Consider the following 25,666-nt stretch of genomic DNA (forward strand, 5'->3'; position numbering starts at 1 on the left):
GGATTTCGAAGCCCCTGGCACATCAGTCACTGCGTACACCTGTCGTCCGGATCAAAGCCGCCATTGTAGCCCGAGCGCCTGCAACAGGTCGCAAAGAACTTCGCCGGCGACCAGTGGCAGGCCACCTATAGTGAAGGATCGACACGGCAACATCGCGCCCCGGCCAGCGCTTGGGTACAATTGCCGGCCACCTTGATCGAGTAACAGGACCTTTACATGATCGCTTGCCTGCGGCTGTTCACAGCCCTCTGCCTGGCTGCCCTGCTGGCAGCCTGCGCCAGCTCGCCCTCATCCAGCCTGGGCGAACTGCCACGCACCCCGGACGCCAGCATCGAGCAACTGCTCGAAAAGGCCGCATCCAGCAAGTCTGCAGAAGACGCGGCCCTGCTGCGCCTGAGCGCGGCCGACCTGGCCTACAAGCAGAAGGACTTCCCGCGCGCCGCACGCATTCTCGAGCAGGTGCCGCTGGACCCACTGAAACCGGCCCAGCAGGTGTTCGCCAGCACCCTCGGTGCCGAACTGGCGATGAGCCGCAACCAGCCCAAGGCGGCGCTGACAGCCCTGGCCCACCCCAGCCTGCAGCGTGTCGGCGAACTGCCGGAAGAACAGCAGGTGCGTACCTACAGTGTGCACGCCGCCGCCCTCGAAGCCGATGGCCAGGCCCTGGCCGCCGCGCAGCAGCGTGTGCTGCTGGCCCCGCTGCTCAGCGGCCCGGCCGCCAGCGCCAACCATGACGCCATCTGGGCCCTGGTCGCCTCGCTGCCGGCAGAGCAACTGCAGCAGCCTGTCAACGACCAGACCCTGGCCGGCTGGACCAGCCTGGCCTTCGCCGTGAAAAGCGCCGGCACCCTGGAGCAGCAACAAGCCGCTATCGATGCCTGGGTCAAGCAGCATCCGGGCCACCCTGCGGCACAGCAACTGCCGCTGGCGCTGACCAAGCTCAAGGAGCTGGCCAGCCAGCCGTTGACCAAGATCGCCCTGCTGCTGCCCCAGGACGGTCCGCTGGCCGGCGTCGCCCGCGCCCTGCGTGACGGCTTCATGGCCGCGCACTTCCAGGCCCAGCAAGCCGGCCAGCCAGCACCCGCGGTGCAGGTGTTCGACAGCTCGCGCATCGGCTCGCTCGACGACTTCTATCGCCAGGCCCAGGCCGCTGGCGTGCAACTGGTCATCGGCCCGCTGGAAAAACCGCTGGTTAAGCAGCTGGCCAGCAAACCGCAACTGCCAATCACCACCCTGGCGCTGAACTACGCCGATGCCGGGCAAAAGGCGCCGCCGCAGCTGTTCCAGTTCGGCCTGGCTGCCGAAGACGAAGCCCGCGAAGTGGCACGCCGTGCCCGCGCCGATGGCATGATGCGCGCCGTGGCGCTGGTACCGAGCGGCGAATGGGGTGACCGCGTGCTGGCCGCCTTCCGCCAGGAGTGGGAAGGCAATGGTGGCACCCTGCTCGCCGCCGAGCGCATCGCCCAGCCGGTCGCCCTGGCCCAGCAGATTGCCGACCTGTTCCAGCTGCGCCAGAGCGAAGGCCGCGCCAAGAGCCTGCAGAGCACGGTCGGTGGCAGCATTGCCGCACAGCCGTCGCGCCGCCAGGACATCGACTTCATCTTCCTCGCCTCGACCCCGCAACAGGCGCAGCAGATCAAGCCGACACTGAACTTCCAGTACGCCGGTGACGTGCCGGTCTACGCCACCTCGAACCTGTACAGCGCCAGCGGCGACGTCAACCAGTACAACGACATGAACGGCATCCGCTTCTGCGAAACGCCGTGGCTGCTGGACACCAGCAACAGCCTGCGCCAGCAGGTGGTGCAGCAATGGCCACAGGCTGCCGGCAGCCTGGGCCGCCTGTATGCCATGGGCGTCGATGCCTATAGCCTGGCGCCGCGCCTGGGCCAGCTGAAAGCGCTGCCGGACAACCGGGTAATGGGCCTTTCGGGTAGCCTGAGCATGAACGCCAGCCAGCGTGTCGAGCGCCAGCTGCCCTGGGCCGAGTTCGCCGGTGGCCAGGTCAAGCGCCTGCCCGACACCCCTCGCTGATGGCCGCGGCATCGCCCACCAACGCCGGCCAGGCGGCAGAAACCCAGGCCCTTGAGTACCTTCAAGGGCAGGGTCTGCACCTGCTGGCGCGCAACTGGCGATGCAAAGGCGGTGAGCTTGATCTGGTCATGCTCGACGCCGATACAGTAGTATTCGTCGAAGTCCGCTACCGGTTGCACGCGGGCTTCGGTGGCGCCCTCGGCAGTATCGACGGGCGCAAGCAGAAACGGTTGGTGCTCGCCGCCAGCCTGTTCCTGCAGCAGCAGGCCCACTGGGGCAACCACCCCTGCCGCTTCGACGTAGTCGCCCTGCAGGGCAGCCACCACGCAGGCAGGCCGCTGCAATGGCTGAAAAACGCCTTCGAATGCTGAACCCACTTCGATTTTTTTGCTCTATGTTTCGCGGGCTGGTCCTTGTTGCGCGTCGCGCCGGCCACCGCCCTACTTAAGGTCACCAGATGGACATGCAATCCCGAATTCGCCGGCTGTTCCAGGCCAGCATCGATACCAAGCAACAGGCAATGGACATCCTGGCACCGCACATCGAGCAGGCCAGCCTGGTCATGGTCAACGCGCTGCTCAACGAGGGCAAGATGCTCGCTTGCGGGAACGGCGGCTCGGCCGGTGATGCCCAGCACTTTTCCTCGGAACTGCTCAACCGCTTCGAGCGCGAGCGCCCGAGCCTGCCGGCCATCGCGCTGACCACCGACAGCTCGACCCTGACCTCCATCGCCAACGACTACAGCTACAACGAGGTCTTTTCCAAGCAGATCCGCGCCCTGGGCCAGCCCGGCGACGTTCTGCTGGCAATCTCCACCAGCGGCAACTCGGCCAACGTGATCCAGGCGATCCAGGCCGCACATGACCGCGAAATGATTGTCGTAGCATTGACTGGCCGCGACGGCGGCGGCATGGCTTCGCTGCTGCTGCCCGAAGACGTGGAAATCCGCGTACCTTCGATGGTTACCGCGCGTATCCAGGAAGTCCACCTGCTGGCGATCCACTGCCTCTGCGACCTGATCGACAGCCAACTGTTCGGGAGTGAAGAATGACCCCTATGCGCCTCGGCCTGATGGCCTTGACCCTGTGCCTGAGCATCACCGGTTGCAGCTCGGTACTGACCTCCACCCGCAATTCGCCGATCGAAGATGATCGCGGCACGCGCACCATCGGCAGCAAGATCGACGACTCCTTGATCGAAACCAAGGCGGCAGTCAACATCGCCAAGGCCAGCCCTGACCTGGACAAGGGCTCGCACATCGTGGTCACCAGCTACAACGGTATCGTCCTGCTGGCCGGCCAGACTCCACGCGCCGACCTCAAGAGCCTCGCCGAGCAAACCGCCAGCCAGGTACAGCGGGTCAAGAAAGTGCACAACGAGCTGCAGGTCATGCAGCCCTCCTCCATCCTGGCGCGCAACAATGACGCCTGGCTGACCACCAAGATCAAGGCCCAGATGCTGACCGACAATGCCGTGCCCAGTTCGCGCATCAAGGTCATTACCGAAAACGGTATCGTCTACCTGCTCGGCCTGGTAACCCAGCAGGAGGCCAACTCGGCTACCGCCGTGGTGCAGGGCGTGTCGGGCGTGCAGAAGATCGTCAAGCTGTTCGAGTACATCGACTGATTCATTGCCTGCCATGGGCCTATTCGCCGGCAACCGGCGACAGGGCCATGGCAGGCAACAACAATGCTCCACCCCTTTCGGATATCCAGGAAACACCGCATGAAAAAGCTGCTGCTGCCCGCCTTGCTGATCGGCACCTTCGCCACTCTGGCCGGCTGCTCAACCCCTAGCCAGATCACCCTCAACGACGGCCGTGAAATCCAGACGGTCGACGTACCGGAGTACGACGCCGATACCGGTTTCTACGAGTTCCAGCAACTCGACGGCAAGCGCACCCGCATCAACAAGGACCAGGTTCGCACCATCAGCGACCTGTAATCCGATATTGGCGGCAAAAAAAAGGCGACCTGAACAGGTCGCCTTTTTCATTACTTGACCACTTTGAGGCTTGGTCGGCCGCTCGGGCGCGGTGGCTGCCCGCCACCTTCCGGTGGGCCGTCATCATCCGGCTGCACTTCGTCCTCGTCGTCGAGCATGTCATCCTGCGACGGCTCCAGCTCGAAGACCATACCCTGGCCATTTTCCCGGGCATATATGCCCAGGATCGCGCCAGACGGCACGAACAACGAATGAGCCACGCCACTGAAACGACCTTCGAAGCTGACGGCATCGTTATCCATGTGCAGATTGCGCACGGCGTTTGGCGAGATATTCAAGACAATCTGGCCATCGCTGGCGAAACCGTCCGGCACCTGGACCTTTGGGTATTCGGCGTTGACCAGCATATGGGGGGTGCAATCGTTGTCGACGATCCACTCGTACAGTGCTCGAACCAGATAGGGGCGACTGGAGTTCATCAACGGCTCCTTAAAGCTTGCGCATTTCACGTTCTACGGAGGACAGGCTCGCCTGGAAAGGCTCGCGGGCGAACTGCCGCTCCATGTAATCCAGCAGCGGCTTGGCTTGCCGCGGCAACTCGATACCCAATACCGGCAAACGCCAGAGTATGGGCAGTAGACAACAATCGACCAGGCTTTGCTCATCGCTCATGAAGCAGGCGAACTCGCCGAACAACGGCGAGACCCCGGTCAGGCTTTCGCGCAGGGCCTTGCGCGCCTCGCTCCGGGCCGCCTCGCTGCTGCGTGGATCGAGCACGGTATCGGCCAGGGCGCACCAGTCGCGCTGGATGCGGTGCATCAGCAAACGGCTGTTACCGCGCGCCACCGGGTATACCGGCATCAGCGGCGGATGCGGATAACGCTCCTCGAGGTATTCCATCACCACGGTGGATTCATACAACGCCAGGTCACGATCGACCAGGGTCGGCACGCTCCCGTAAGGGTTCACCTCAACCAGCTTGGGCGGCAGGCGACCGGGCTCGACATCGATGACCTGCACGCTGATACCCTTCTCGGCCAGCACCAGGCGTACCCGGTGAGAATAGTGATCAGCGGGGTCGGAATAGCAGGCTAACCTGTTGGTTGCGCCCATGTAGCGCCTCCTCGCACGGGATGCTTGTGAAACTGTAAATGAAAACGCGCCCGTGGCGGCCAGGCAGTTCTGCCTGGCCTCCACGGGCGCGTTCAACAACCAGAAACTACTGCGTGATCAGTGCACGTCCTTCCAGTATTCACGCTTGAGCAAATAGGCGAATACGAAGAAGAAAGCCAGGTACAGCAACACGTAGGTACCGATGCGCTGGCTTTCCAGTTTGACCGGGTTGGCCGAATAGGCCAGGAAGGTCACCAGGTTCTTGACCTTCTCGTCGAACTGCTCGGTCGTCAGGGTACCGGAATTCGGCGTAATGGTCAGCTGGTCACAGGCTTCATGGGTGATCGGGCTGCCGGTCAACGGGTCGAACTGCTTCTTGCCATCGGTCACGGTCTGCACCTGCTTGCAACCGATCACCTGGTTGCCCTGCAGGCCAACCAGCACGTTGGGCATGCCCACGTTCGGGAACACCTTGTTGTTCACCCCGTATGGCCGCGCCGGGTCTTCGTAGAAGCTGCGCAGGTAGGTGTACAGCCAGTCGGTGCCGCGCACCCGGGCCACCAGGGTGAGATCGGGCGGTGCGGCACCGAACCAGGTCTTGGCATCACTGGGCTTCATGCCGATCTGCATGTGGTCACCGATCTTGGCACCGGTGAACACCAGCTTTTCGAGCATCAGTTCGTGAGGAATGCCCAGGTCATCGGCCACCCGCTCGTAACGCTGGAACTTGGCACTGTGGCAACCCATGCAATAGTTGGCAAAGGTACGCGCACCGTCCTGCATGGCGGCCTTGTCGCTCAGGTCGATGTCGACCTTGTCCAGCTCCACACCGGTTTCAGCCGCGAAGGAAAAGGCAGGCATCACTGCCAGCAAAAATACTGCAATCAACTTTTTCATCAGCCAGTCACCCTTTCCGGAACCGGTTTGGTCTTCTCGAGCCTTGTATAGAACGGCATCAGCAGGAAGTAGGCGAAGTACAACACCGTGCACACCTGCGACAGCAAGGTACGCCCAGGTGTCGGCGCCAGTACGCCCAGCACGCCGAGGATGACGAAGGCAATGCAGAACACCAGCAGGAAGAGCTTGCTGATCCAGCCCTTGTAGCGCATGGAGCGCACCGGGCTGCGGTCGAGCCATGGCAGCACGAACAACACGGCAATGGCTGCCCCCATGGCGATCACACCCATCAGCTTGTCAGGCACGGCACGCAAGATCGCGTAGAACGGCGTGAAGTACCACACAGGCGCGATGTGCTCAGGGGTCTTGAAGGCGTTGGCCTGCTCGAAGTTCGGTTTTTCCAGGAAATAACCGCCCATTTCCGGGAAGAAGAACACCACGGCGCAGAACACAAAGAGGAACACCACCACCCCGACAATATCCTTGACGGTGTAGTACGGGTGGAACGGAATACCGTCCAGCGGGATGCCGTTTTCGTCCTTTTTCTTCTTGATGTCGACGCCATCAGGGTTGTTCGAACCCACTTCGTGCAATGCAAGGATATGCAACACCACCAGGCCGAGGATCACGATCGGCAGGGCGACGACGTGCAGGGCGAAGAAGCGGTTCAGGGTAATGCCCGAGATCAGGTAGTCACCGCGAATCCACTGGGTGAGGTCGCCACCGATCACCGGGATGGCACCGAACAGCGAGATGATCACCTGGGCCCCCCAGTAGGACATCTGCCCCCACGGCAGCAGGTAGCCCATGAAGGCTTCAGCCATCAACGCCAGGTAGATCAGCATGCCGAACAGCCATACCAGCTCGCGCGGCTTCTGATAGGAGCCGTAGAGCAGGCCGCGGAACATGTGCAGGTAGACCACGATGAAGAACGCCGACGCACCGGTAGAGTGCAGGTAGCGCAGGATCCAGCCGTACTCCACGTCACGCATGATGTACTCGACCGAGGCGAACGCCTCTTCCGCCGAGGGGGTGAAGCTCATGGTCAGCCACACGCCGGTGACGATCTGGTTGACCAGCACCAGCAACGCGAGGGAGCCGAAGAAGTACAGGAAGTTGAAGTTCTTGGGTGCGTAATACTTGCTCAGGTGGTCTTCCCACATCTTGGTGGCGGGGAAGCGAGCATCAATCCAGTCCATGAACTTGCTCATCATGCGTTCTCCTGGTCAACGCCGATGACGACGATCTCGTCCGACTCGTAAGAGTGCGGTGGCACGGGCAGATTGAGAGGTGCCGGCTGCGACTTGTAGACACGACCAGCCAGGTCATAGTGGGAGCCGTGGCAAGGGCAGAAGTAACCACCAACCCATTTCGGGCCGAGGTCGGCAGGCGCGACTTCCGGGCGGAAGGTGGGTGAGCAGCCGAGGTGCGTGCACAACCCGACGAGGATAAGGATTTCCGGCTTGATCGAACGAACCTGCGGGTCAACGTAGGTTGGCTGTACCGACGCCTTGGACTCGGGGTCGGCCAAATCACCAGCGACTTTCTTCAGGTTGCCAAGGATTTCATCCGTTCGCCGCACGATGAACACAGGCTGGCCCCGCCACTCGGCCACCATCTGCTGCCCGGCCTCGACCTTGGCAATATTGACCTTCACCGGTGCACCTGCGGCTTTCGCCTTGGCACTGGGAAACCATGACCCCACGAACGGTACCGCAGCCCCCACTGCCCCCGCCGCCCCGACTACAGATGTCGCGGCTACGAGGAAGCGGCGCCGGCCTGCGTTGACGCCGTCATTGCTCATTCAGTCCTCTCCCATCAGCTTGCTTGGCCTGTTGAACCAGACCTGTACTTAGGTTGTGTCAGTGGCACTAAAAATTGGCCGCCATGGTAAGAAACAAATCCACACACTGACAAGGTGATTACCCCGACCAAGGGCGCCTACCCACGCTTTGCTTGATCTGCGTCTATGCGACAAGTGGTCACTGACATGCTGACAGGTTAGTTCAAGACATAAAAAAAGCCCGGTTCCAAGGAACCGGGCTTTTTCGACTGCCGAAGCGGTATTAACGCTTGGAGTACTGAGGACGCTTACGCGCTTTACGCAGACCCACTTTCTTACGCTCGACTTCACGAGCGTCGCGGGTGACGTAGCCAGCACGACGCAGAGCGCCACGCAGGGTTTCGTCGTATTCCATCAGAGCGCGGGTGATACCGTGACGGATCGCACCGGCCTGACCGCTGACACCACCACCGGAAACGGTGACGTAGATGTCGAACTTCTCGACGGTTTCGGTCAGCTCGAGCGGCTGACGAACAACCATGCGAGCGGTTTCACGACCGAAGAACACGTCCAGAGAACGGTTGTTGATGGAAATGTTACCAGTACCCGGACGCAGGAATACGCGAGCGGTTGCGGTCTTGCGACGGCCAGTGCCGTAGTTTTGAGTCGCCGACATAATGAACTATCCCGTTAGATCTTCAGTTCTTGAGGCTGCTGAGCAGTGTGTGGGTGAGCAGCACCCGCGTACACTTTCAGCTTGCGGTACATGTCGCGACCCAGCGGGTTCTTCGGCAGCATGCCTTTGACCGCAGTTTCGATAACACGCTCAGGGGCCTTGGCGATCAACTTCTCGAAGTTGATTTCCTTGATACCGCCCGGGAAACCGGAGTGGGAGTAGTACATCTTGTCGGAAGACTTGGCACCAGTCACACGAACCTGCTCGGCGTTGATAACGACGATGTAGTCGCCGGTGTCAACGTGAGGGGTGTATTCTGGCTTGTGTTTGCCACGCAGACGGCTAGCGATTTCGGTAGCCAGACGACCCAGGGTCTGGCCAGCGGCGTCGACTACGAACCACTCGCGCTTTACTGTTTCCGGTTTAGCAGTAAAAGTTTTCATTCTCTAAAGCCTCAGAGGCCGCCCAGCGAAAAATAGACGGCGAATCTTACTGGATAGTGCACAGCTTGCCAAGGGCAAGCGCGCAGCCGAACACTGACGCTTTTGGGGGCTCGGGTCAGGCACGCCAACGTTCGACGGGGTTCTTCCTGCGTGGTGGTGCATCACTTCCGCCACACGGAGAGGGTCCGAATTATCCAGATTGCGCGAAATTTTTCAACCTGCTTTGATGAGCTTTCATTGCCAAGGAGTGTCTACCCGATGGAATACCGCCAGCTCGGCCGTACCGACCTCAACGTCAGCGCCCTGTGCCTGGGCACCATGACCTGGGGCGAACAGAACGACCAGGCCGAGGCCTTCGAGCAGATTGCCCGGGCCAAGGCCGCCGGGGTCAACTTCATCGACACCGCCGAAATGTACCCGGTGCCGCCTCGTCCCGAAACCTACGCTGCCACCGAGCGCATCATCGGCAACTGGTTCCGCGCCAGGGGTGATCGCGACGACTGGCTGCTGGCCAGCAAGGTCGCCGGCCCGGGCAACGGCATCAGCCACATTCGCGACGGCCAGCTCAAGCACAACCGCCAGCACATCGTCGCGGCGCTGGACGAGAGCCTCAAGCGCCTGCACACCGACCGCATCGACCTGTACCAGTTGCACTGGCCGGAGCGCAGCACCAACTTCTTCGGCAAACTGGGCTACCAGCACCTGCCACAGGACCACTTCACCCCGCTGGAAGAAACCCTCGAAGTGCTCGACGAGCAGGTGCGTGCCGGCAAGATCCGCCACATCGGCCTGTCCAACGAAACACCGTGGGGCACCATGAAGTTCCTGCAGTTGGCCGAGAGCCGTGGCTGGCCGCGGGCGGTGTCGATCCAGAACCCGTACAACCTGCTCAACCGCAGCTTCGAAGTGGGCCTGGCGGAAGTGGCCATCCGCGAGCAGTGCGGCCTGCTGGCCTACTCGCCGCTGGCCTTCGGCATGCTCTCGGGCAAGTACGAGAACGGCGCGCGGCCAGCCAATGCGCGCCTGACCCTGTTCAGCCGTTTTGCCCGCTATTCCAACCCGCAGACCGTGGCCGCCTGCAGCCGTTATGTGCAGCTGGCCCACGAGCACGGCCTGGACCCGGCGCAGATGGCCCTGGCATTCGTCACCCGGCAGCCGTTCGTGACCAGCAACATCATTGGCGCAACCAGCCTCGCGCAGCTGGACAGCAACCTGGCCAGCCTGGAGCTGAAGCTGAGCGATGAGCTGCTGGCGGCGATCGAGGCAATTCACCAGCAGCAGCCGAACCCGGCGCCTTGAGCCGAAAGGGGTCGCGCAGCGGCCCCCAGTTGCACAGGCTGGACAGCATCGCCAAAAAATAAGACGATCCAGCCGGTGATTGACCACTCTACCCTATAAGAACAATGACAATGATGTTTACCCAACCCTCCGCGTCGCTGCGGCGCGTCAGCATCCTGGCCATTGACAAGGTGTTCGCTTCGACCCTGATGCAGGCCAAGGACTTCTTCCACCTCGCCAGCCTGCGCTATGGCAAGCAGCTTGGCCTGGGCCTGCAGCCCATGTTCGAGATTCGCCTGGTGAGCCCGGACGGCCAGCCCGTGGACAGCTTCAGCAATGTGCAGCTGCCGGTCGACGGTGGCCTGGACGATGCCGACGTGATCATCCTGCCGGCCTTCTGGGACGATTTCGACAACTTGCTGCAGCGCTATCCACAGGTGCTGCCATGGTTGCGCGAGCAGCATGCACGTGGCGCGGTGCTGTGCGCCGAGGCCAGCGGTGTATTCTGGCTGGCCGAGTCCGGCCTGCTCGACGGCAAGGAGGCGACCACCTACTGGCGCTTCTTCAACAGCTTTGCCGAGCGCTTCCCGAAGATCCGGCTGAACCAGGACAAGCACCTGACCGACGCCGACAACCTGTATTGCGCCGGCGGCACCACCTCGGCCTGCGACCTGTACATCTACCTGATCGAGCGTTTCTGCGGCGCCAACGTGGCCCGCGCCGTGTCCCGTGACATCCTCTACGAGGTGCAGCGCAACTACACCCCGGGGCGCATGGGCTTTGGCGGCCAGAAGCTGCATCAGGACCTGATCATCCTGCAGATCCAGCACTGGCTGGAGGAGCACTTCGCCGACAAGTTCCGCTTCGAGGACGTGGCCCGCAACCACGGCATGAGCATCCGCAACTTCATGCGCCGCTTCCAGGGAGCGACCGGCGACAAGCCGCTGCATTACCTGCAACGGCTGCGGATCGAGACGGCCAAGGGCTTGCTGTCGAGTACGCGCAAGAGCATCAAGACCATCAGCTACGAAGTCGGCTATGACGATGCCAGTTTCTTCGCGCGGCTGTTCCGTCAGCACACGGAGTTGTCGCCGAACCAGTATCGGCAGCAGTTCATGCAGGAGGCCTGAGGGCCAGGGGGCTGCTTTGCAGCCCATCGCGACACAAGGCCGCGCCTACGGGTACGCTGTTGCTGTAGGAGCGGCCTGGTGTCGCGATGGGCCGCAAAGCGGCCCCAAGCATCTTTACGGCTTGTGCGCGCGCGCCAGGAATTCGTGCGACTGCATCTCCAGCAACCGGCTCAGGGTACGCTGGAACTCGAAGGCCAGGCGCCCGCCGGTATACAGGTCCTTCAGCTCCACCTCGGCCGAGATGATCAGCTTGACGTTGCGGTCGTAGAACTCGTCCACCATGTTGATGAAGCGCCGGGCGATGTCGTCGGTGGTGACGCCCATCTGCTCGACGTTGCTCAGCAGCACGGCATGGAAGATCTTGCCCAGCTCGATGTAGTCGTTCTGGCTACGCGGGCCATCGCACAGGGCGCGGAAGTCGAACCAGGCCACGTCGTCACAGGTCAGCAGGGCCTGGATCGGGCGATTCTCGATCATCAGCACGTCGTTCTCGACCGCCTGGGTGCACTCAGGGGTCAATGCCTTGAAGCTGGCGCGCAGGCTCTGGTGCGCCGCCTCATCGAGCGGGTAGTGGTACAGTTCGGCCTGTTCCAGGTGACGCAGGCGATAGTCGACCCCGCTGTCGACGTTCACCACCTCGGTGTACTGCTTGATCATGGCGATCGCTGGCAGGAAGCGCGCGCGCTGCAGGCCGTCCTTGTACAGGCCGTCCGGCACGATGTTGGATGTCGCCACCAGCGATACGCCGTTCTTGAACAGCTCTTCCATCAAGGTGCCGAGGATCATCGCGTCGGTAATGTCCGAGACGAAGAATTCGTCGAAGCAGATTACCTTGGCTTCTTCGCTGAAGCGTTTGGCGATGATGGTCAGCGGGTTCTTCTCGCCCTTGAGGGTTTTCATTTCCTCGTGCACACGCTTCATGAAGCGGTGGAAGTGCGTACGCATCTTCTGCTTGAACGGCAGCGCCTCGAAGAAGGTATCGACCAGGTAGGTCTTGCCGCGCCCTACCCCACCCCAGAAGTACAGGCCCTTGACCGGGGTCTGCTCCTTCCTGCCGAACAGCTTGCCGAACATGCCTGGCTTGTTGTTCTGCGCGTGCACCAGGTCGTCGTACAGGCGCTGCAGGTGACGCACCGCAGTTTCCTGCGCCGCATCATGAAAGAAGTCGGGACGTTTCAGATCTGCTTGATATCGTTCTAGGGGCGTCATGATTTCGTTAGCGGGGCAACAAAAAACGGGCCGTCACTGTAGCGACAGGCCCGCTTAATGGCAATCAGTCTATGGGAGCGGGCGTGCCCGCGAACACCGGCAAGGCCGGTGCCATGCTCCGCGGCGCCTGTTTCGCGGGCGCGCCCGCTCCCACATCAGTCTGGTTGCGGCGCCAAGGCTACACGCAGGCTTTCGATGGCCGCATCACGGGCCTCGGCGTTGTCGAACTGCGGCCCGTCGGCGACCTGTTCGCCGTTCAGCCACAGACCGAAGCCCAGGCCCTCGACGCGCACATCTGCCTCGCCACCTTGTTGCAGCTGTTTGCTCACGGCACCGGCGCTCTTGCCGTCGGCGAAGCTGCGCGACAGCAGCAACTGTTCACCGTCGGCGCCCAGCAGGCGGAAGCGGAAGCTGCCGTCTTCATCACGGAAGCTGACGAACCGCGCGCTCTTGGCGGCCTTTTTCTTCACTTCGGTGCTGGCTTGCAGATTGGTGCGGAACGAACGCAGGCCAACCGCCTCGCGCAGTTGTTCGAGGAACGGCGTGGCGATCTTGCGCGCCTTGGCGGCACCGGCCAGCAGAATGTCTTCCAGGTCTGCCGGGCGGGCAATCAGCTGGTGGTAGTACTCGCGCTTCTCCGCCAGCTGGCCGTCCAGCAGCTGGAACAGGCGCTGCTTGGCCTCGCCCCAGCCCAGGCCCTGCAGCAGTTCCTCGCGGAACTCGGCGCATTGTGCCGGCGTCGAGAAGGCCTGGAACAGGGTGAACAGGTGGGCGTTGTCGGGGTCTTTCGCTTCGCCGGGGGCGCGCGAGTCGGTGACGATGCGCGAAATGGCGTCCTTCATTTCCTTGGCACTGGCGAACAGCGGGATGGTGTTGTCGTAGCTCTTGGACATCTTGCGCCCGTCCAGGCCCGGCAGGGTCGCCACGCTTTCCTCGATCACTGCCTCCGGCAATGCGAAGAAGTCCTTGCCCTGGCCGAACAGGTGGTTGAAGCGCTGGCCGATGTCACGGGCCATTTCCACGTGCTGGATCTGGTCACGCCCGACCGGCACCTTGTTGGCGTTGAACATCAGGATGTCGGCAGCCATCAGCACCGGGTAGCTGTACAGGCCCATGGTCACCCCGGCATCCGGGTCTTCGCCGTTTTCCAGGTTCTTGTCCACCGAGGCCTTGTAGGCGTGCGCGCGGTTGAGCAGGCCTTTGGCGCTGACGCAGGTCAGCAGCCAGGTCAGTTCGGGGATTTCCGGGATGTCGGACTGGCGGTAGAAGGTCACCTTGTCCGGGTCGAGGCCTCCGGCCAGCCAGGTGGCGGCGATTTCCAGGCGCGAGCGCTGGATGCGCAGCGGGTCGTCGCACTTGATCAGCGCGTGGTAGTCCGCCAGGAAATAGAACGAGTCGACGCCGGGCTGCTGGCTGGCAAGGATGGCCGGGCGGATGGCGCCGGCATAGTTGCCCAGGTGCGGAGTGCCGGTGGTGGTGATACCGGTAAGAATGCGCGTGGTCATGGGTGTTCGCTTATTCAGGCTTGGCTCAGTTCGAAAGGCGCGGCAGCAGCAGATCCTTCAGATCGGTCAGCTTGCCATGGAAGAAGTGTCCGCATTCTGCCACTTTCAGCAGCTCATGGGGGCGCGACAGGCTGTCGGACCATTCGTAAACCAGCTGCGGCGCAACGACTTCATCGGTGTCAGGCTGCACCACGGTGATCGGGCACTGCTGCGGCAGCGCAAATTCCGGCGTCAGGCGCATCACCGCCGGGGCGATCATGAACAACTGCTGCAGGGTTACCCCGGCGGCTTCCAGGCGGCCGGCCAGGCTGATGGCGACAAAGCCACCGAACGAGAAGCCCATCAGCACCAGCGGCAGCCCGGGGTGCTTTTCGCGCAGCCAGGCCGCGGCAGCCTCGGCATCGGCCACTTCGCCAGCGCCCATGTCATGGCTGCCGGCGCTCTGGCCGACGCCACGGTAGTTGAAACGCAGGGTCACATAGCCGGCATCACGGGCGGTGCGTTGCAGGGTCGAGACCACCTTGTTGAGCATGGTGCCGCCCTGGACCGGGTTGGGGTGGCAGATCAGCACCGCGCCACGGGCATCGGCCACGTCCAGATACAAGGCTTCCAGCTGGCCGCTGGGGCCATCGATGAACAAGGGGGTTTCGCGGACAAGCAAGGCACTACTCCGTGACCTCGGAAGGGGTCGATTCGTCTAGGTGAGGAATTCTGTTCTGATTTGCGATCGCTCGCGGTATACAGCGCAGGTCTGAGCCGTTAACGTAAAGCAAAGCCGTTTATAGAGGAAGGACTCGTGGAACTCTCGCTCCTTGTTTGGTTGTTGCCGACCCTGGCCCTGGTCATCGGCGTGGTGGTCGGTTTCGTCGTCGCTCGCCTGCTGCCCAATGCAGCACCGAGCAGCACCCAACGTCAACTGGATGATATCCAGAAGCGCTTCGACAGCTATCAGAACGAAGTGGTAACTCATTTCAACAGCACTGCCGTACTGGTCAAGAAGCTGACCCAGAGCTATCAGGACGTGCAAGATCACCTGGCCGAAGGCGCCAACAGCCTGGCCCTCGACGACGTCACTCGCCAACGCCTGCTGGCGGCCCTGCACTCCGAGGCAGCGCAAGGCCCGCGCGACCGCCTGACCCCGCCGAAGGACGCCGAAGTGCCGCGCGACTACGCACCGAAGGCGCCGAACTCGCCGGGCATGCTCGACGAGAGCTACGGGCTCAAGCGCTGATCTGCCGAACATGACAAAGGCCTCGCAAGAGGCCTTTTTTGTGGGCTGGATTCACTGGCCTCTTCGCGGGCTCGCCCGCTCCCACAGGTACACCACAGCGTTTGAAATCCGTGTGATACCTGTGGGAGCGGGCATGTCCGCGAAGAGGCCGGCCCAGGCAACCTAGCTGCAAGCCTGCAATGCCTGCTCGACATCCGCCAGCAGGTCTTCCACATCCTCCAGCCCCACCGACAACCGCACCAGCCCCTCCGAAATCCCGTGGTGCGCCCGCTCCTGCGCCGTATAGCTGGAATGGGTCATACTCGCCGGATGCTGCGCCAGTGACTCCGCATCGCCCAGGCTCACCGCACGGGCGAACAGCTGTAGCGCATTCATGAAGCGCCGCCCCGCCTCGATACCGCCCTTGAGTTCGAACGCGATCATCCCGCCCGGCAGACGCATCTGCCGCTGCGCCAGTTCGTACTGGGCAAACGATGGCAACCCCGGGTAGTGAATCAACTCCACCTGCGGCTGCCGCTCGAGAAACGCTGCAACCTGCAAGGCATTGGCACAATGGCGGTCCATGCGCAGCGCCAAGGTCTTGATGCCGCGCATCAACAGCGCGGCGTCGTGTGGCGACAGTACCGCCCCGGTCATGTCCTTCAAGCCTTCCAGGCGGATGCGGTCGACCAGCGCCTTGCGCCCCACCACCAGGCCGGCGGTGATATCGCCATGGCCACTGAGGTACTTGGTGGCCGAATGCACAACCAGATCAGCCCCCAGCTCCAGCGGCCGCTGCAGGTACGGCGTGCAGTAGGTATTGTCGACCACCACGTGCACATCGTGGCCGCGCGCGGCCGCGGCAACCGCCGCGATGTCCACCAGCTGCATGTTGGGGTTGGCCGGGGTTTCGAAGTAAATCATTCGCGTCTTGCTGTTGATCGCCGCTTTCAGGGCCTTGCTGTCGTTGAGGTCGACATGGCGGATCTTGACCCCGAATTCGCCAATGCCATGGTGCAGGAAGGCGAAGGTGCAGCCGTACAAGGTGCGCCCGACGATCAGCTCGTCGCCGGGCCGCAGCAGGGTCCAGATCGTCGAGGTAATCGCGCCCATGCCCGACGCCAGGGCCAGCCCCGCCTCGCCCCCTTCAAGCGAGGCCATGCGCTGTTCGAGCAGGGCCAGGGTGGGGTTGGAAATGCGGCTGTAGAAGTGCCCCGGTTGCTCGCCGGCAAAGCACGCAGCGCCGTACTCGACGCTGGGGAAGGCGTAGGTAGCGGTCTGGTACACCGGCGGCACCAGGGCGCCACCGTGGGAAAGCGGGTCGTAGCCATGATGAATGGCCCGTGTGGAAAAACCGGTGTTGTTGTCGGAGCCGCGCATCGCAACAGCCTCTTGTGGTTTGTTATAAGCTTATGCCACCGAGCTGCCCGATTTTTTCCAAAATGACCTACGCAATCGTGCGCTTGTTGGAACAAAAACAATTATTACCGGATCAGGAGGGCAAAAAATGCCTTCAAGCCTCGACCGCACCGACCGCGCCCTGCTCGCCGCCCTGCAGGACAATGCCCGACTGACCATTGCCGAACTGGCCGACCAGGTGGCACTGACCACCTCGCCCTGCTGGCGGCGGGTGAAGTTGCTGGAGGACAACGGCTATATCACCGGCTACCAGGCGATCCTTTCGCCTAAATCGCTGGGCTTCGGTGTTACCGCGTTCGTCAGCATCATGATGGACTCGCACACCAAGGACATGGCGCTGGCGTTTGAGCGAAGGCTGATGGAGATTCCAGAGATCGTCGCCTGCCATAATATTTCCGGGCGTTATGACTTCCTGCTGGAAATATTGGCGCGGGACCTGGAGTCGTTTGGTGAATTCACCCGCGAAGTACTGCAGCGATTGCCAGGGGTGAAAGAGATCTACTCCAGTTTTTCCTACAAGGCAGTCAAGGAACGACGGGTGATTCCGGTATCGGAAAAACATATCTGAATTCCTTGCGCAACCTTTGTAGGTACGGCCGCGCAAGCATGCCGGGCAAACAAAAAACCCCGCCGGGGCGGGGTTTTTCTTGCTGGCTAGCGCTTAGATCGCGCCACGCTGACGCAGTACGTCCAGCACCTGTTTCACGCCCTCGTCCACGCTGGTGGTCTGGGTGTCGATCACCAGGTCGGCATCCAGCGGCACATCGTACGGGAAGCTTTCGCCCGGGATGTTGTCGCCGGCGGCTGCATACAGGCCTTGCGGGTCACGCTCACGGCAGGCCAATGGCGAAGCCTGGACGTAAACGGTCACCAGGCGCTCCTTGCCGATCAGGGCCTTGGCCTGTTCACGGCCTTCGGCATCCGGGGCCACGAACGCAGCCAGGGTCAGCAGGCCGGCTTCGTTGAACTGGCGCGCCACATGGGCGGCGCGGCGCCAGTTCTCGGTGCGGCCGGCACGGTCCTGCGGCAGGCCCTTGTTCAGGTCATGGCGCAGGTTCTGGCCGTCGAGTACGTACACCGCACGGCCCATGTCGAACAGCTTGCGCTCCACGGCATAGGCCAGGGTGCTCTTGCCAGCGCCGGACAAGCCGCTGAACAGCACGGTGGCCGGCTGCTGGCCGAAGCGCAGGGCACGTTCTTCGGTGGAAACGTGGGCCTGCTTGCCGTGGTGGCCGGTGCTGCCGTGCGGCAGCACTGGCGGGGCGATGATCATGCCAGCGCCGACAGTGCCGTTGGTCAGACGGTCGATGACGATGAACGCACCGGTGGTGCGGTTGCTGTCATAGCCGTCCAGGGCGATCGGGGCGTCCAGCGATACCTTGACCCGGCCGATCTCGTTCAGTTGCAGCGCGCTGGCAGCGCCCTGCTCCAGGGTGTTCACATCGACCTTGTGGGTGATGCTGGCAATCGAGCCCGGCACGTAGCTGGTGGCGCGCTTGATGTCGTACTTCTTGCCCGGCAGCATCGGCTCCTCGGCCATCCACACCAGCATGGCATCGAACTGGTCGGTAACCGGCGGGACGTTGTCGGCATGCACCAGCAGGTCGCCACGGGAGATGTCGATCTCGTCTTCCATGGTCAGGGTCACAGCCTGGCCGGGGCCGGCGTTTTCCAGCTCACCCTCGTAGGTGACAATGGACTTGACCCGGCTGCTCTTGCCCGATGGCAGCACGACGATTTCATCGCCCTTGTGCACCACGCCGCTGGCGATGGTGCCGGCGAAGCCGCGGAAGTTCAGGTTCGGGCGGTTGACGTACTGCACCGGGAAACGCAGGTCGGTGAAGTTGCGGTCGGCCGAAACCTCGACGGTTTCGAGGATTTCCATCAGCGTCGGGCCGGCGTACCACGGCGAGCGCTCGCTGTGATTGACCACGTTGTCGCCCTTGAGCGCCGACATCGGCACGAAGTGCAGGCTGCTCGGCACCAGGTTGATGGCTTCGGCAAACTTCAGGTAGTCGGCCTTGATCGACTCGAACACGCCCTGGTCGAAGCCCTTGAGGTCCATCTTGTTGACCGCGACCACGATGTGCTTGATGCCCAGCAGCGAGGCAATGTAGCTGTGGCGGCGAGTCTGGGTCTGCACGCCGTAGCGGGCATCGACCAGGATGATCGCCAGGTCGCAGGTGGACGCGCCGGTGGCCATGTTGCGGGTGTACTGCTCGTGGCCCGGGGTGTCGGCAATGATGAACTTGCGCTTGGCGGTGGAGAAGTAGCGGTAGGCGACATCGATGGTGATGCCCTGCTCGCGCTCGGCCTGCAGGCCGTCGACCAGCAGCGCCAGGTCGACTTCTTCGCCTGTGGTGCCGACCTTCTTCGAATCACGGGTGATGGCCTCGAGGTGGTCCTCGTAGATCATCTTCGAGTCGTGCAGCAGGCGCCCGATCAGGGTGCTCTTGCCGTCGTCGACGTTGCCGCAGGTGAGGAAACGCAGCAGTTCCTTGCGCTCGTGCTGGGCCAGGTAGGCGAGGATGTCCTCGCTGATCAGATCAGATTGGTGCGACATGGAGTAACCCTGAAATTAGAAGTAGCCTTGGCGTTTCTTGTCTTCCATGGAGCCGGCGCCATCGTGGTCGATGACACGGCCCTGGCGTTCGGACGTACGGGTCAGGAGCATTTCCTGGATGATGTCCGTCAGGGTCTCGGCTTGCGACTCGACAGCACCCGTCAACGGGTAGCAGCCAAGGGTACGGAAACGCACCTTCTTCTTGACGATGCGGGCCTTCTCTTCATCGCTGAGATGTTCGAGGATGCGCTCGTCGTCGATCATGATCAGGGTGCCGTTCTTCTCGATGACCTCACGCTCGGCAGCGAAGTACAGCGGCACGATCGGGATGCCTTCGAGGTAGATGTACTGCCAGATGTCCAGCTCGGTCCAGTTCGACAGCGGGAAGACCCGGATCGACTCGCCCTTGTTGACCTTGCCGTTGTACACGTTCCACAGCTCGGGGCGCTGGTTCTTCGGGTCCCAGCGGTGCTTGCTGTCACGGAACGAGTACACGCGCTCCTTGGCCCGCGACTTCTCTTCGTCGCGGCGCGCGCCACCGAAGGCGGCATCGAAGCCATATTTGTCCAGCGCCTGCTTCAGGCCCTGGGTCTTCATGATGTCGGTGTGCTTGGAGCTGCCATGGGTGAACGGGTTGATACCCTGCGCCACGCCCTCGGGGTTGACGTGGGTGATCAGCTCCAGGCCCATTTCCTCGACCATCTTGTCGCGGAAGCGGTACATCTCCTGGAACTTCCACTGGGTGTCGACGTGCATCACCGGGAACGGCAGCTTGCCCGGGAAGAAGGCCTTGCGCGCCAGGTGCAGCATCACGGCGGAATCCTTGCCGATCGAGTACAGCATCACCGGGTTGTCGAACTCGGCGGCCACCTCGCGGATGATGTGGATGCTCTCCGCCTCCAGCTGTTTCAAGTGCGTCAGTTTGTCGACCATGGCTACTCACGAAAAACGATCTTATGGACGGCCTGCGGGCCGTGTTCGAGCGAGCCACTTTATCACAGCGGGTGCTTCTATTTAGGCGGCCGGCTAGATCGAAAAAATCTAACCATATGACTGAAGTTTTGGGCCTCTTCGCGGGCCTGCCCGCGAAGCCTGCCCGCGAAGAAAGCCACGCCGTAGTCAGATCGGGTTCGGGCAATCGATGAACAGGTGCTCGACGGCAAACCGCCGCGCCAGGTAATCGCCCAGCGCCTGTACCCCATAGCGCTCGGTGGCATGGTGCCCGGCAGCAATGAAGCTGATGCCGTTCTCGCGCGCGCTGTGGTAGGTCTGCTCCGAGGCTTCCCCGGTCAGGTACAGGTCGACCCCGGCGGCAATCGCGGTGTCGATGTAGCCCTGGCCACCGCCGGTGCACCAGCCAACCCGGCGGATCATCTGCTCGCCCTCGACCAGCAACGGCTCGCGTCCCAGCACTTCCTGCACACGACGGGCAAAGTCGCGTGCGGTCAGCGGCTCGGCCAGCGAACCGACCAGCCCGACCACCTTGGGGTTTTCCGGGTCCAGCGGGCCTTCGACGGTGATCTCCAGCTGCCGCGCCAGCTGCACGTTGTTGCCCACGTCCGGGTGCACATCCAGCGGCAGGTGGAACGCCAGCAGGCTGATGTCGTTGTTCAGCAAGGTCTTCAAGCGGCGCTGGCGAATGCCGGTGACGCACGGGTTTTCACCCTTCCAGAAATAACCATGGTGCACCAGCACCAGGTCGGCCTCGGCCTCGACCGCTGCATCCAGCAGCGCCTGGCTGGCGGTGACCCCGCTGACGATGCGGCTGACCTGCGGCCGGCCCTCGACCTGCAGGCCATTGGGGCAGTAATCCTGGATCTTCGCGCTGCCCAGGTAACGCTCGGCTTCCTCGACCAGGGTGTTCAGAGCGACGGCCATGAAAATCTCCTCGAAATCTGCATTTTTATCGGGCACAACGCCCATGCAACGCCCGTATAATGCCGGCCATTATGGGCCGTCGCCGGCACTGGGGGAACCGGTGTATGATCGCGCGCGCTCATGCCCCACCGCGCGCCCACCGGCCTTTGCTCTTTCCAGGACTCGTTCATGTTCAAGGCTTTGCGTTACTTTGGCTGGCCCCTGCTTACTGGCGTACTGGTCGCCATGCTGATCATCCAGCGCTTTCCGGAATGGGTCGGCCTGCCCAGCCAGGACGTCAACCTGCAACAGGCACCGCAGACCTCGCGGATCATGCAGGGCCCGGTGTCCTATGCCGACGCCGTCACCCTGGCCGCCCCGGCCGTGGTCAACCTGTACACCACCAAGGTGGTGAACAAGAGCTCGCACCCGCTGTTCGAAGACCCGCAGTTCCGCCGCTTCTTCGGTGACAACCTGCCCAAGCAGCGCCGCTGGGAGTCGAGCCTGGGTTCGGCGGTGATCATGAGCCCCGAAGGCTACCTGCTGACCAACAACCACGTGACCAGCGGCGCCGACCAGATCGTCGTGGCCCTGAAGGATGGCCGCGAGACCTTGGCCCGGGTCATCGGCAGCGACCCGGAAACCGACCTGGCAGTGCTGAAGATCGACCTGAAGAACCTGCCGGCGATCACCATCGGCCGTTCCGACACCATTCACATCGGCGACGTGTCGCTGGCCATCGGCAACCCGTTCGGGGTCGGCCAGACCGTGACCATGGGCATCATCAGCGCCACTGGGCGCAACCAGCTGGGGCTGAACAACTACGAGGATTTCATCCAGACCGACGCGGCGATCAACCCGGGCAATTCCGGTGGTGCGCTGGTGGATGCCAACGGCAACCTGATCGGTATCAACACGGCGATCTTCTCCAAGTCCGGCGGTTCGCAGGGCATCGGCTTTGCGATCCCGGTGAAACTGGCGCTGGAGGTGATGAAGTCGATCGTCGAGCATGGCCAGGTGATCCGGGGCTGGCTGGGCATCGAAGTGCAGCCACTGAGCCAGGAGCTGGCCGAATCGTTCGGCATGAAAGGCCGCCCGGGCATCGTGGTAGCAGGTATCTTCCGCGAGGGGCCGGCGGCGAAGGCCGGGTTGCAGCTGGGTGACGTGATCCTGAGTATCAACGGCGAGCCGGCCGGTGACGGGCGCAAGTCGATGAACCAGGTGGCGCGGATCAAGCCGAACGAGAAAATCACCATCGAAGTGATGCGCAACGGGCAGCAGCTGAAGCTGATTGCCGAGGTCGGCCTGCGGCCGCCGCCAGCGCCGGCGGTGGCCAACGAAGAGAAGTAACGCTGCGGTCTGGCAACCCGTGTAGGAGCGGCCTTGTGTCGCGATCGGGCCGCAAAGCGGCCCCGGCGATATCAGCGGTGAAGCTGAAATCCCGGGGCCGCTGCGCGCCCCATCGCGACGCAAGGCCGCTCCTACAGGGACCGCGTGCGCAGCCGCTACGGCATCAATGCAGGATCTGGCTCAGGAACAACTTGGTCCGGTCACTGCGCGGCCGGTCGAAGAAGTCATCCGGCGACGCCTGCTCGACGATCTCGCCCTTGTCCATGAAGATCACCCGGTTCGCCACGGTCCGGGCAAAGCCCATCTCGTGGGTCACGCAGAGCATGGTCATGCCATCCTCGGCCAGGCCCACCATGGTATCGAGCACCTCCTTGACCATTTCCGGGTCCAGCGCCGAGGTCGGTTCGTCGAACAGCATGATCTTCGGCTTCATGCACAATGCACGGGCAATCGCCACACGCTGCTGCTGGCCACCGGACAGCTGCCCCGGGTACTTGTGCGCCTGCTCCGGAATACGCACGCGCTCCAGGTAGTGCATGGCAATTTCTTCCGCCTTGCGCCGCGGCATCTTGCGCACCCACATTGGCGCCAGGGTGCAGTTTTCCAGGATGCTCAGGTGCGGGAACAGGTTGAAGTGCTGGAACACCATGCCCACCTCGCGGCGGATGGCCTCGATCTGCTTGAGGTCATTGGTCAGCTCCACCCCGTCGACCACGATGCGCCCCTGCTGGTGCTCTTCCAGGCGGTTGAGGCACCGGATGGTGGTGGACTTGCCCGAGCCGGACGGCCCGCACAGCACGATACGCTCGCCCTGGCGCACGTTCAGGTTGATGTCCTTGAGCACATGGAACTGGCCGTACCACTTGTTCACGCCCTGCATCTGGATGATGCCTTCGGGGCCGGCAGGCTGCTTGATCGCTTCACTCATTTCGAAACTCCTAACGCTTGTGGCCAGTGTCCAGCTTGCGCTCCAGGTGCATGGAGTAGCGGGACATACCGAAACAGAAAATCCAGAACACCAGGGCAGCGAACACGTAGCCCTCGGTGGCCATACCCAGCCAGGCCGGGTCGGCGGCGGCTTGCTTGACACTGTTCAGCAGGTCGAACAGGCCGATGATGATCACCAGGCTGGTGTCCTTGAACAGGGCAATGAAGGTGTTGACGATGCCAGGGATCACCAGCTTGAGCGCCTGCGGCAGGATCACCAGGCCCATCGCCCGCCAGTAGCCCAGGCCCATGGCCGCGGCCGCTTCGTACTGGCCCTTGGGGATGGCCTGCAGGCCGCCACGCACCACTTCGGCGATGTACGCCGACTGGAACAGGATCACCCCGATCATCGCCCGCAGCAGCTTGTCGAAGCTCATGCCTTCGGGCAGGAACAACGGCAGCATCACCGATGACATGAACAGCACGGTGATCAGCGGCACGCCACGCCAGAACTCGATGAAGGTGACGCACACCACCTTCACCGCCGGCATCTTCGAACGCCGCCCGAGGGCCAGCAGGATGCCCAGCGGCAAGGCGCCGACGATCCCCACGGTGGCGATCACCAGGGTCAGCATCAGCCCGCCCCACTGGCTGGTCGGTACATTCTCCAGGCCGAGCACGCCGCCGTGCAGCAGCGTGTAGGCCAGGATCGGGTACAGCACCAGGAAGCCCAGGCCGTAGAAAGCCTTGCGCGGGAAACGCTTGATGAACAATGGCGCGGCGCCCAGCACCGCAAGCCACACGGTCAGGTCCACGCGCCAGCGCAGTTCGGTCGGGTAGTAGCCGTACATGAACTGGCCGAAGCGCTGCTGCACGAACACCCAGCAGGCGCCCTCCTTGGTGCAGTCGGCACGGGTGGTGCCGACCCAGTTGGCGTCGATCAGCGCCCACTGCAGCAGTGGCGGCACGATCAGCCACACCAGGTAGATGGCGAACAGGGTCAGCAGCGTGTTGAGCCAGCTGGAAAACAGGTTGGCACGCATCCATGCGAGCACGCCGACGGTTTTCACCGGTGGCGGCATGTCGGGTTTGAAAACATGGGCATTCACAGGCGTATCCTCACCGCTCGATCAACGCAATGCGCTTGTTGTACCAGTTCATCAGCAGCGAAATGCTGATGCTGATGGCGAGATAGACACTCATGGTGATGGCTATCACCTCGATGGCCTGGCCGGTCTGGTTGAGCACGGTACCGGCGAACAGCGAGACCATCTCCGGGTAGCCGATACCGGCCGCCAGCGACGAGTTCTTCGCCAGGTTCAGGTACTGGCTGGTCAGCGGCGGAATGATCACCCGCAGTGCCTGCGGGATGATCACCTTGCGCAGGGTCGGCCCCTCGCGCAGGCCCAGCGAGCGCGCGGCCTCGGTCTGGCCATGGCTGACCGAACGGATACCGGAACGCACGATCTCGGCGATGAACGCGGCGGTATAGATGGTCAACGCCAGGGTCAGCGCCAGCAGCTCGGGGATCAGTACCCAGCCACCGACGAAGTTGAATCCTTTCAATTGCGGCACTTCCCAGTGCACCGGGCTACCGAACAGCAGTACGCAGGCACCCGGAATGGCGATGAACAGCGCCAGCCCCACCCAGAACTTGTGGAATGGCTCGCCGGTTTCGTCGAAGCGCTTGTTGGCGTAGCGCACCATCGCGACGATGGCCAGCACGGTCACGCCCAGGGCAATGACGAACGGCCAGAAGCCGTCGGCCATGGTCGCACCAGGCATGTTCAGGCCACGGTTGCTGATGAAGAAGGTGTCCTGGAGGTTGATGCTACCGCGCGGCCCCGGCAGGGTCAGGAACACGGCGAAATACCAGAACAGGATCTGCAGCAACGGCGGGATGTTGCGGAAGGTTTCCACGTACACCGTCGCCAGCTTGTTGATCATCCAGTTCGACGACAGCCGTGCCACACCGATGATGAAGCCGAGGATGGTCGCCAGTATCACGCCGATGAAGGTCACCAGCAGGGTGTTGAGCAGGCCGATGACGAACACCCGCGCATAGCTGTCGGATTCCACGTAGGGGATCAGGTGCTGGGCGATGCCGAAGCCGGCACTGCGTTCGAGGAAGTCGAAGCCCGAGGTGATACCTCGGTGTTGCAGGTTGGTCTGGGTATTGTGGAACAGGTACCAGCCCAGACCGACCACGAAGGCTATCGTGAGGATCTGGAACAGCCACGCACGCACACGTGGATCGCTCAGGGATAACCCCTTTTGTGCGCCAATTCGATTTTGCATGAAGTGCCCCGGAAAGTAGGGTTCCGAACA

General features: G+C 62.6%; 27 protein-coding genes. 10 read left to right on the plus strand and 17 right to left on the minus strand.

The window, feature by feature from the left end; translation table 11 throughout:
* The first annotated feature begins 216 nt into the window (after positions 1-216).
* The 5 genes from HG549_RS21100 to HG549_RS21120 all read left to right on the plus strand — a co-directional run bounded on the left by HG549_RS21100 (position 217) and on the right by HG549_RS21120 (position 3,978).
* Positions 217-2,034: a penicillin-binding protein activator gene (locus HG549_RS21100; protein WP_170032426.1), complete on the plus strand. Its 1,818-nt coding sequence runs from the start codon at positions 217-219 to the stop codon at positions 2,032-2,034.
* Positions 2,034-2,405, plus strand: coding sequence for a YraN family protein (locus HG549_RS21105; RefSeq protein ID WP_170032428.1), 372 nt, complete (start codon positions 2,034-2,036; stop codon positions 2,403-2,405). The genes HG549_RS21100 and HG549_RS21105 overlap by 1 nt, the downstream gene beginning before the upstream one ends.
* Before the next feature lie 86 nt (positions 2,406-2,491).
* Positions 2,492-3,085, plus strand: coding sequence for a phosphoheptose isomerase (locus HG549_RS21110; RefSeq protein WP_170032430.1), 594 nt, complete (start codon positions 2,492-2,494; stop codon positions 3,083-3,085).
* Positions 3,082-3,660: a BON domain-containing protein gene (locus tag HG549_RS21115; RefSeq protein WP_170032432.1), complete on the plus strand. Its 579-nt coding sequence runs from the start codon at positions 3,082-3,084 to the stop codon at positions 3,658-3,660. The genes HG549_RS21110 and HG549_RS21115 overlap by 4 nt, the downstream gene beginning before the upstream one ends.
* A gap of 99 nt (positions 3,661-3,759) precedes the next feature.
* Entirely contained in the window at positions 3,760-3,978 is a 219-nt protein-coding gene (locus tag HG549_RS21120; RefSeq protein ID WP_170032434.1) for a YgdI/YgdR family lipoprotein, read from the plus strand.
* Positions 3,979-4,028: 50 nt separating this feature from the next.
* Here the strand turns inward: HG549_RS21120 and HG549_RS21125 are convergent, their stop codons facing one another.
* From HG549_RS21125 to rplM, 7 genes are all read right to left on the minus strand, one after another.
* Positions 4,029-4,457 carry a ClpXP protease specificity-enhancing factor gene (locus HG549_RS21125; RefSeq protein WP_170032436.1) on the minus strand — a complete coding sequence of 143 codons (429 nt, stop codon included), beginning with the start codon at positions 4,455-4,457 and terminating at the stop codon, positions 4,029-4,031.
* A gap of 10 nt (positions 4,458-4,467) precedes the next feature.
* Positions 4,468-5,091, minus strand: a complete 624-nt coding sequence (locus HG549_RS21130) for a glutathione S-transferase N-terminal domain-containing protein (protein ID WP_170032438.1) — start codon at positions 5,089-5,091, stop codon at positions 4,468-4,470.
* A 117-nt stretch (positions 5,092-5,208) separates the two neighbouring features.
* Positions 5,209-5,988, minus strand: coding sequence for a cytochrome c1 (locus tag HG549_RS21135; RefSeq protein WP_170032440.1), 780 nt, complete (start codon positions 5,986-5,988; stop codon positions 5,209-5,211).
* The gene (locus HG549_RS21140) at positions 5,988-7,199 is read right to left on the minus strand and encodes a cytochrome bc complex cytochrome b subunit (RefSeq protein ID WP_170032442.1); all 1,212 of its coding nucleotides are present in this window, start codon (positions 7,197-7,199) and stop codon (positions 5,988-5,990) included. Before HG549_RS21140 ends, HG549_RS21135 begins: the two co-directional genes overlap by 1 nt.
* A complete protein-coding gene (gene petA / locus HG549_RS21145) occupies positions 7,199-7,792 on the minus strand; it encodes a ubiquinol-cytochrome c reductase iron-sulfur subunit (RefSeq protein ID WP_170032444.1) in 594 nt (197 codons plus the stop codon). The genes HG549_RS21140 and petA overlap by 1 nt, the downstream gene beginning before the upstream one ends.
* A 262-nt stretch (positions 7,793-8,054) precedes the next feature.
* A complete protein-coding gene (rpsI, locus tag HG549_RS21150) occupies positions 8,055-8,447 on the minus strand; it encodes a 30S ribosomal protein S9 (RefSeq protein WP_003260797.1) in 393 nt (130 codons plus the stop codon).
* Positions 8,448-8,461: 14 nt separating this feature from the next.
* Positions 8,462-8,890 (minus strand): 50S ribosomal protein L13, encoded by a 429-nt coding sequence (gene rplM, locus HG549_RS21155; RefSeq protein ID WP_003260798.1) that lies wholly within the window; start codon positions 8,888-8,890, stop codon positions 8,462-8,464.
* 258 nt (positions 8,891-9,148) lie between these two features.
* Here rplM and HG549_RS21160 point away from each other — a divergent pair, with 258 nt between their 5' ends.
* Together HG549_RS21160 and HG549_RS21165 are read left to right on the plus strand one after the other, a co-directional pair.
* The gene (locus HG549_RS21160) at positions 9,149-10,189 is read left to right on the plus strand and encodes an NADP(H)-dependent aldo-keto reductase (protein WP_170032446.1); all 1,041 of its coding nucleotides are present in this window, start codon (positions 9,149-9,151) and stop codon (positions 10,187-10,189) included.
* 188 nt (positions 10,190-10,377) lie between these two features.
* Positions 10,378-11,298, plus strand: a complete 921-nt coding sequence (locus HG549_RS21165; RefSeq protein ID WP_170034281.1) for a GlxA family transcriptional regulator — start codon at positions 10,378-10,380, stop codon at positions 11,296-11,298.
* 114 nt (positions 11,299-11,412) lie between these two features.
* On the opposite strand, the gene zapE is transcribed toward HG549_RS21165, so the two are convergent.
* The 3 genes from zapE to HG549_RS21180 form a co-directional block, all read right to left on the minus strand.
* Positions 11,413-12,507, minus strand: coding sequence for a cell division protein ZapE (zapE, locus tag HG549_RS21170; RefSeq protein ID WP_170032448.1), 1,095 nt, complete (start codon positions 12,505-12,507; stop codon positions 11,413-11,415).
* 155 nt (positions 12,508-12,662) lie between these two features.
* Entirely contained in the window at positions 12,663-14,012 is a 1,350-nt protein-coding gene (locus HG549_RS21175; RefSeq protein WP_170032450.1) for a tryptophan--tRNA ligase, read from the minus strand.
* A gap of 25 nt (positions 14,013-14,037) precedes the next feature.
* Positions 14,038-14,673 carry an alpha/beta hydrolase gene (locus HG549_RS21180; protein WP_170032452.1) on the minus strand — a complete coding sequence of 212 codons (636 nt, stop codon included), beginning with the start codon at positions 14,671-14,673 and terminating at the stop codon, positions 14,038-14,040.
* Between the two features lie 135 nt (positions 14,674-14,808).
* Between HG549_RS21180 and HG549_RS21185 the strand changes: the two genes are divergently transcribed.
* Complete coding sequence (locus tag HG549_RS21185; RefSeq protein WP_003257164.1) at positions 14,809-15,243, plus strand: YhcB family protein; 435 nt, start codon at positions 14,809-14,811, stop codon at positions 15,241-15,243.
* 162 nt (positions 15,244-15,405) lie between these two features.
* Here the strand turns inward: HG549_RS21185 and HG549_RS21190 are convergent, their stop codons facing one another.
* Positions 15,406-16,602 carry a methionine gamma-lyase gene (locus HG549_RS21190; protein ID WP_170032454.1) on the minus strand — a complete coding sequence of 399 codons (1,197 nt, stop codon included), beginning with the start codon at positions 16,600-16,602 and terminating at the stop codon, positions 15,406-15,408.
* Between the two features lie 127 nt (positions 16,603-16,729).
* Here HG549_RS21190 and HG549_RS21195 point away from each other — a divergent pair, with 127 nt between their 5' ends.
* Positions 16,730-17,209: an Lrp/AsnC family transcriptional regulator gene (locus HG549_RS21195; protein WP_170032456.1), complete on the plus strand. Its 480-nt coding sequence runs from the start codon at positions 16,730-16,732 to the stop codon at positions 17,207-17,209.
* A 93-nt stretch (positions 17,210-17,302) separates the two neighbouring features.
* Here HG549_RS21195 and cysN read toward each other — a convergent pair whose 3' ends face one another.
* The 3 genes from cysN to HG549_RS21210 form a co-directional block, all read right to left on the minus strand.
* On the minus strand, positions 17,303-19,204 hold the full coding sequence (gene cysN, locus HG549_RS21200; protein WP_170032458.1) for a sulfate adenylyltransferase subunit CysN: 1,902 nt from the start codon (positions 19,202-19,204) through the stop codon (positions 17,303-17,305).
* A 15-nt stretch (positions 19,205-19,219) separates the two neighbouring features.
* Positions 19,220-20,137, minus strand: coding sequence for a sulfate adenylyltransferase subunit CysD (cysD, locus tag HG549_RS21205; RefSeq protein ID WP_170032460.1), 918 nt, complete (start codon positions 20,135-20,137; stop codon positions 19,220-19,222).
* 186 nt (positions 20,138-20,323) lie between these two features.
* Complete coding sequence (locus tag HG549_RS21210) at positions 20,324-21,082, minus strand: Nif3-like dinuclear metal center hexameric protein (protein WP_170032462.1); 759 nt, start codon at positions 21,080-21,082, stop codon at positions 20,324-20,326.
* Positions 21,083-21,250: 168 nt separating this feature from the next.
* On the opposite strand from HG549_RS21210, the gene algW reads away from it, so the two are divergent.
* Entirely contained in the window at positions 21,251-22,411 is a 1,161-nt protein-coding gene (gene algW, locus HG549_RS21215) for a Do family serine endopeptidase AlgW (RefSeq protein ID WP_170032464.1), read from the plus strand.
* A 163-nt stretch (positions 22,412-22,574) separates the two neighbouring features.
* Here the strand turns inward: algW and HG549_RS21220 are convergent, their stop codons facing one another.
* The 3 genes from HG549_RS21220 to HG549_RS21230 are packed head-to-tail and all read right to left on the minus strand — an operon-like array spanning position 22,575 to position 25,636.
* Positions 22,575-23,339 carry an amino acid ABC transporter ATP-binding protein gene (locus HG549_RS21220; RefSeq protein WP_170032466.1) on the minus strand — a complete coding sequence of 255 codons (765 nt, stop codon included), beginning with the start codon at positions 23,337-23,339 and terminating at the stop codon, positions 22,575-22,577.
* 10 nt (positions 23,340-23,349) lie between these two features.
* Positions 23,350-24,447, minus strand: coding sequence for an amino acid ABC transporter permease (locus HG549_RS21225; RefSeq protein ID WP_170032468.1), 1,098 nt, complete (start codon positions 24,445-24,447; stop codon positions 23,350-23,352).
* A 10-nt stretch (positions 24,448-24,457) separates the two neighbouring features.
* Positions 24,458-25,636, minus strand: a complete 1,179-nt coding sequence (locus HG549_RS21230; RefSeq protein WP_170032470.1) for an amino acid ABC transporter permease — start codon at positions 25,634-25,636, stop codon at positions 24,458-24,460.
* Positions 25,637-25,666 lie beyond the last annotated feature (30 nt).

Source organism: Pseudomonas sp. SK, assembly GCF_012975065.1.
Taxonomy (GTDB): domain Bacteria; phylum Pseudomonadota; class Gammaproteobacteria; order Pseudomonadales; family Pseudomonadaceae; genus Aquipseudomonas; species Aquipseudomonas anuradhapurensis.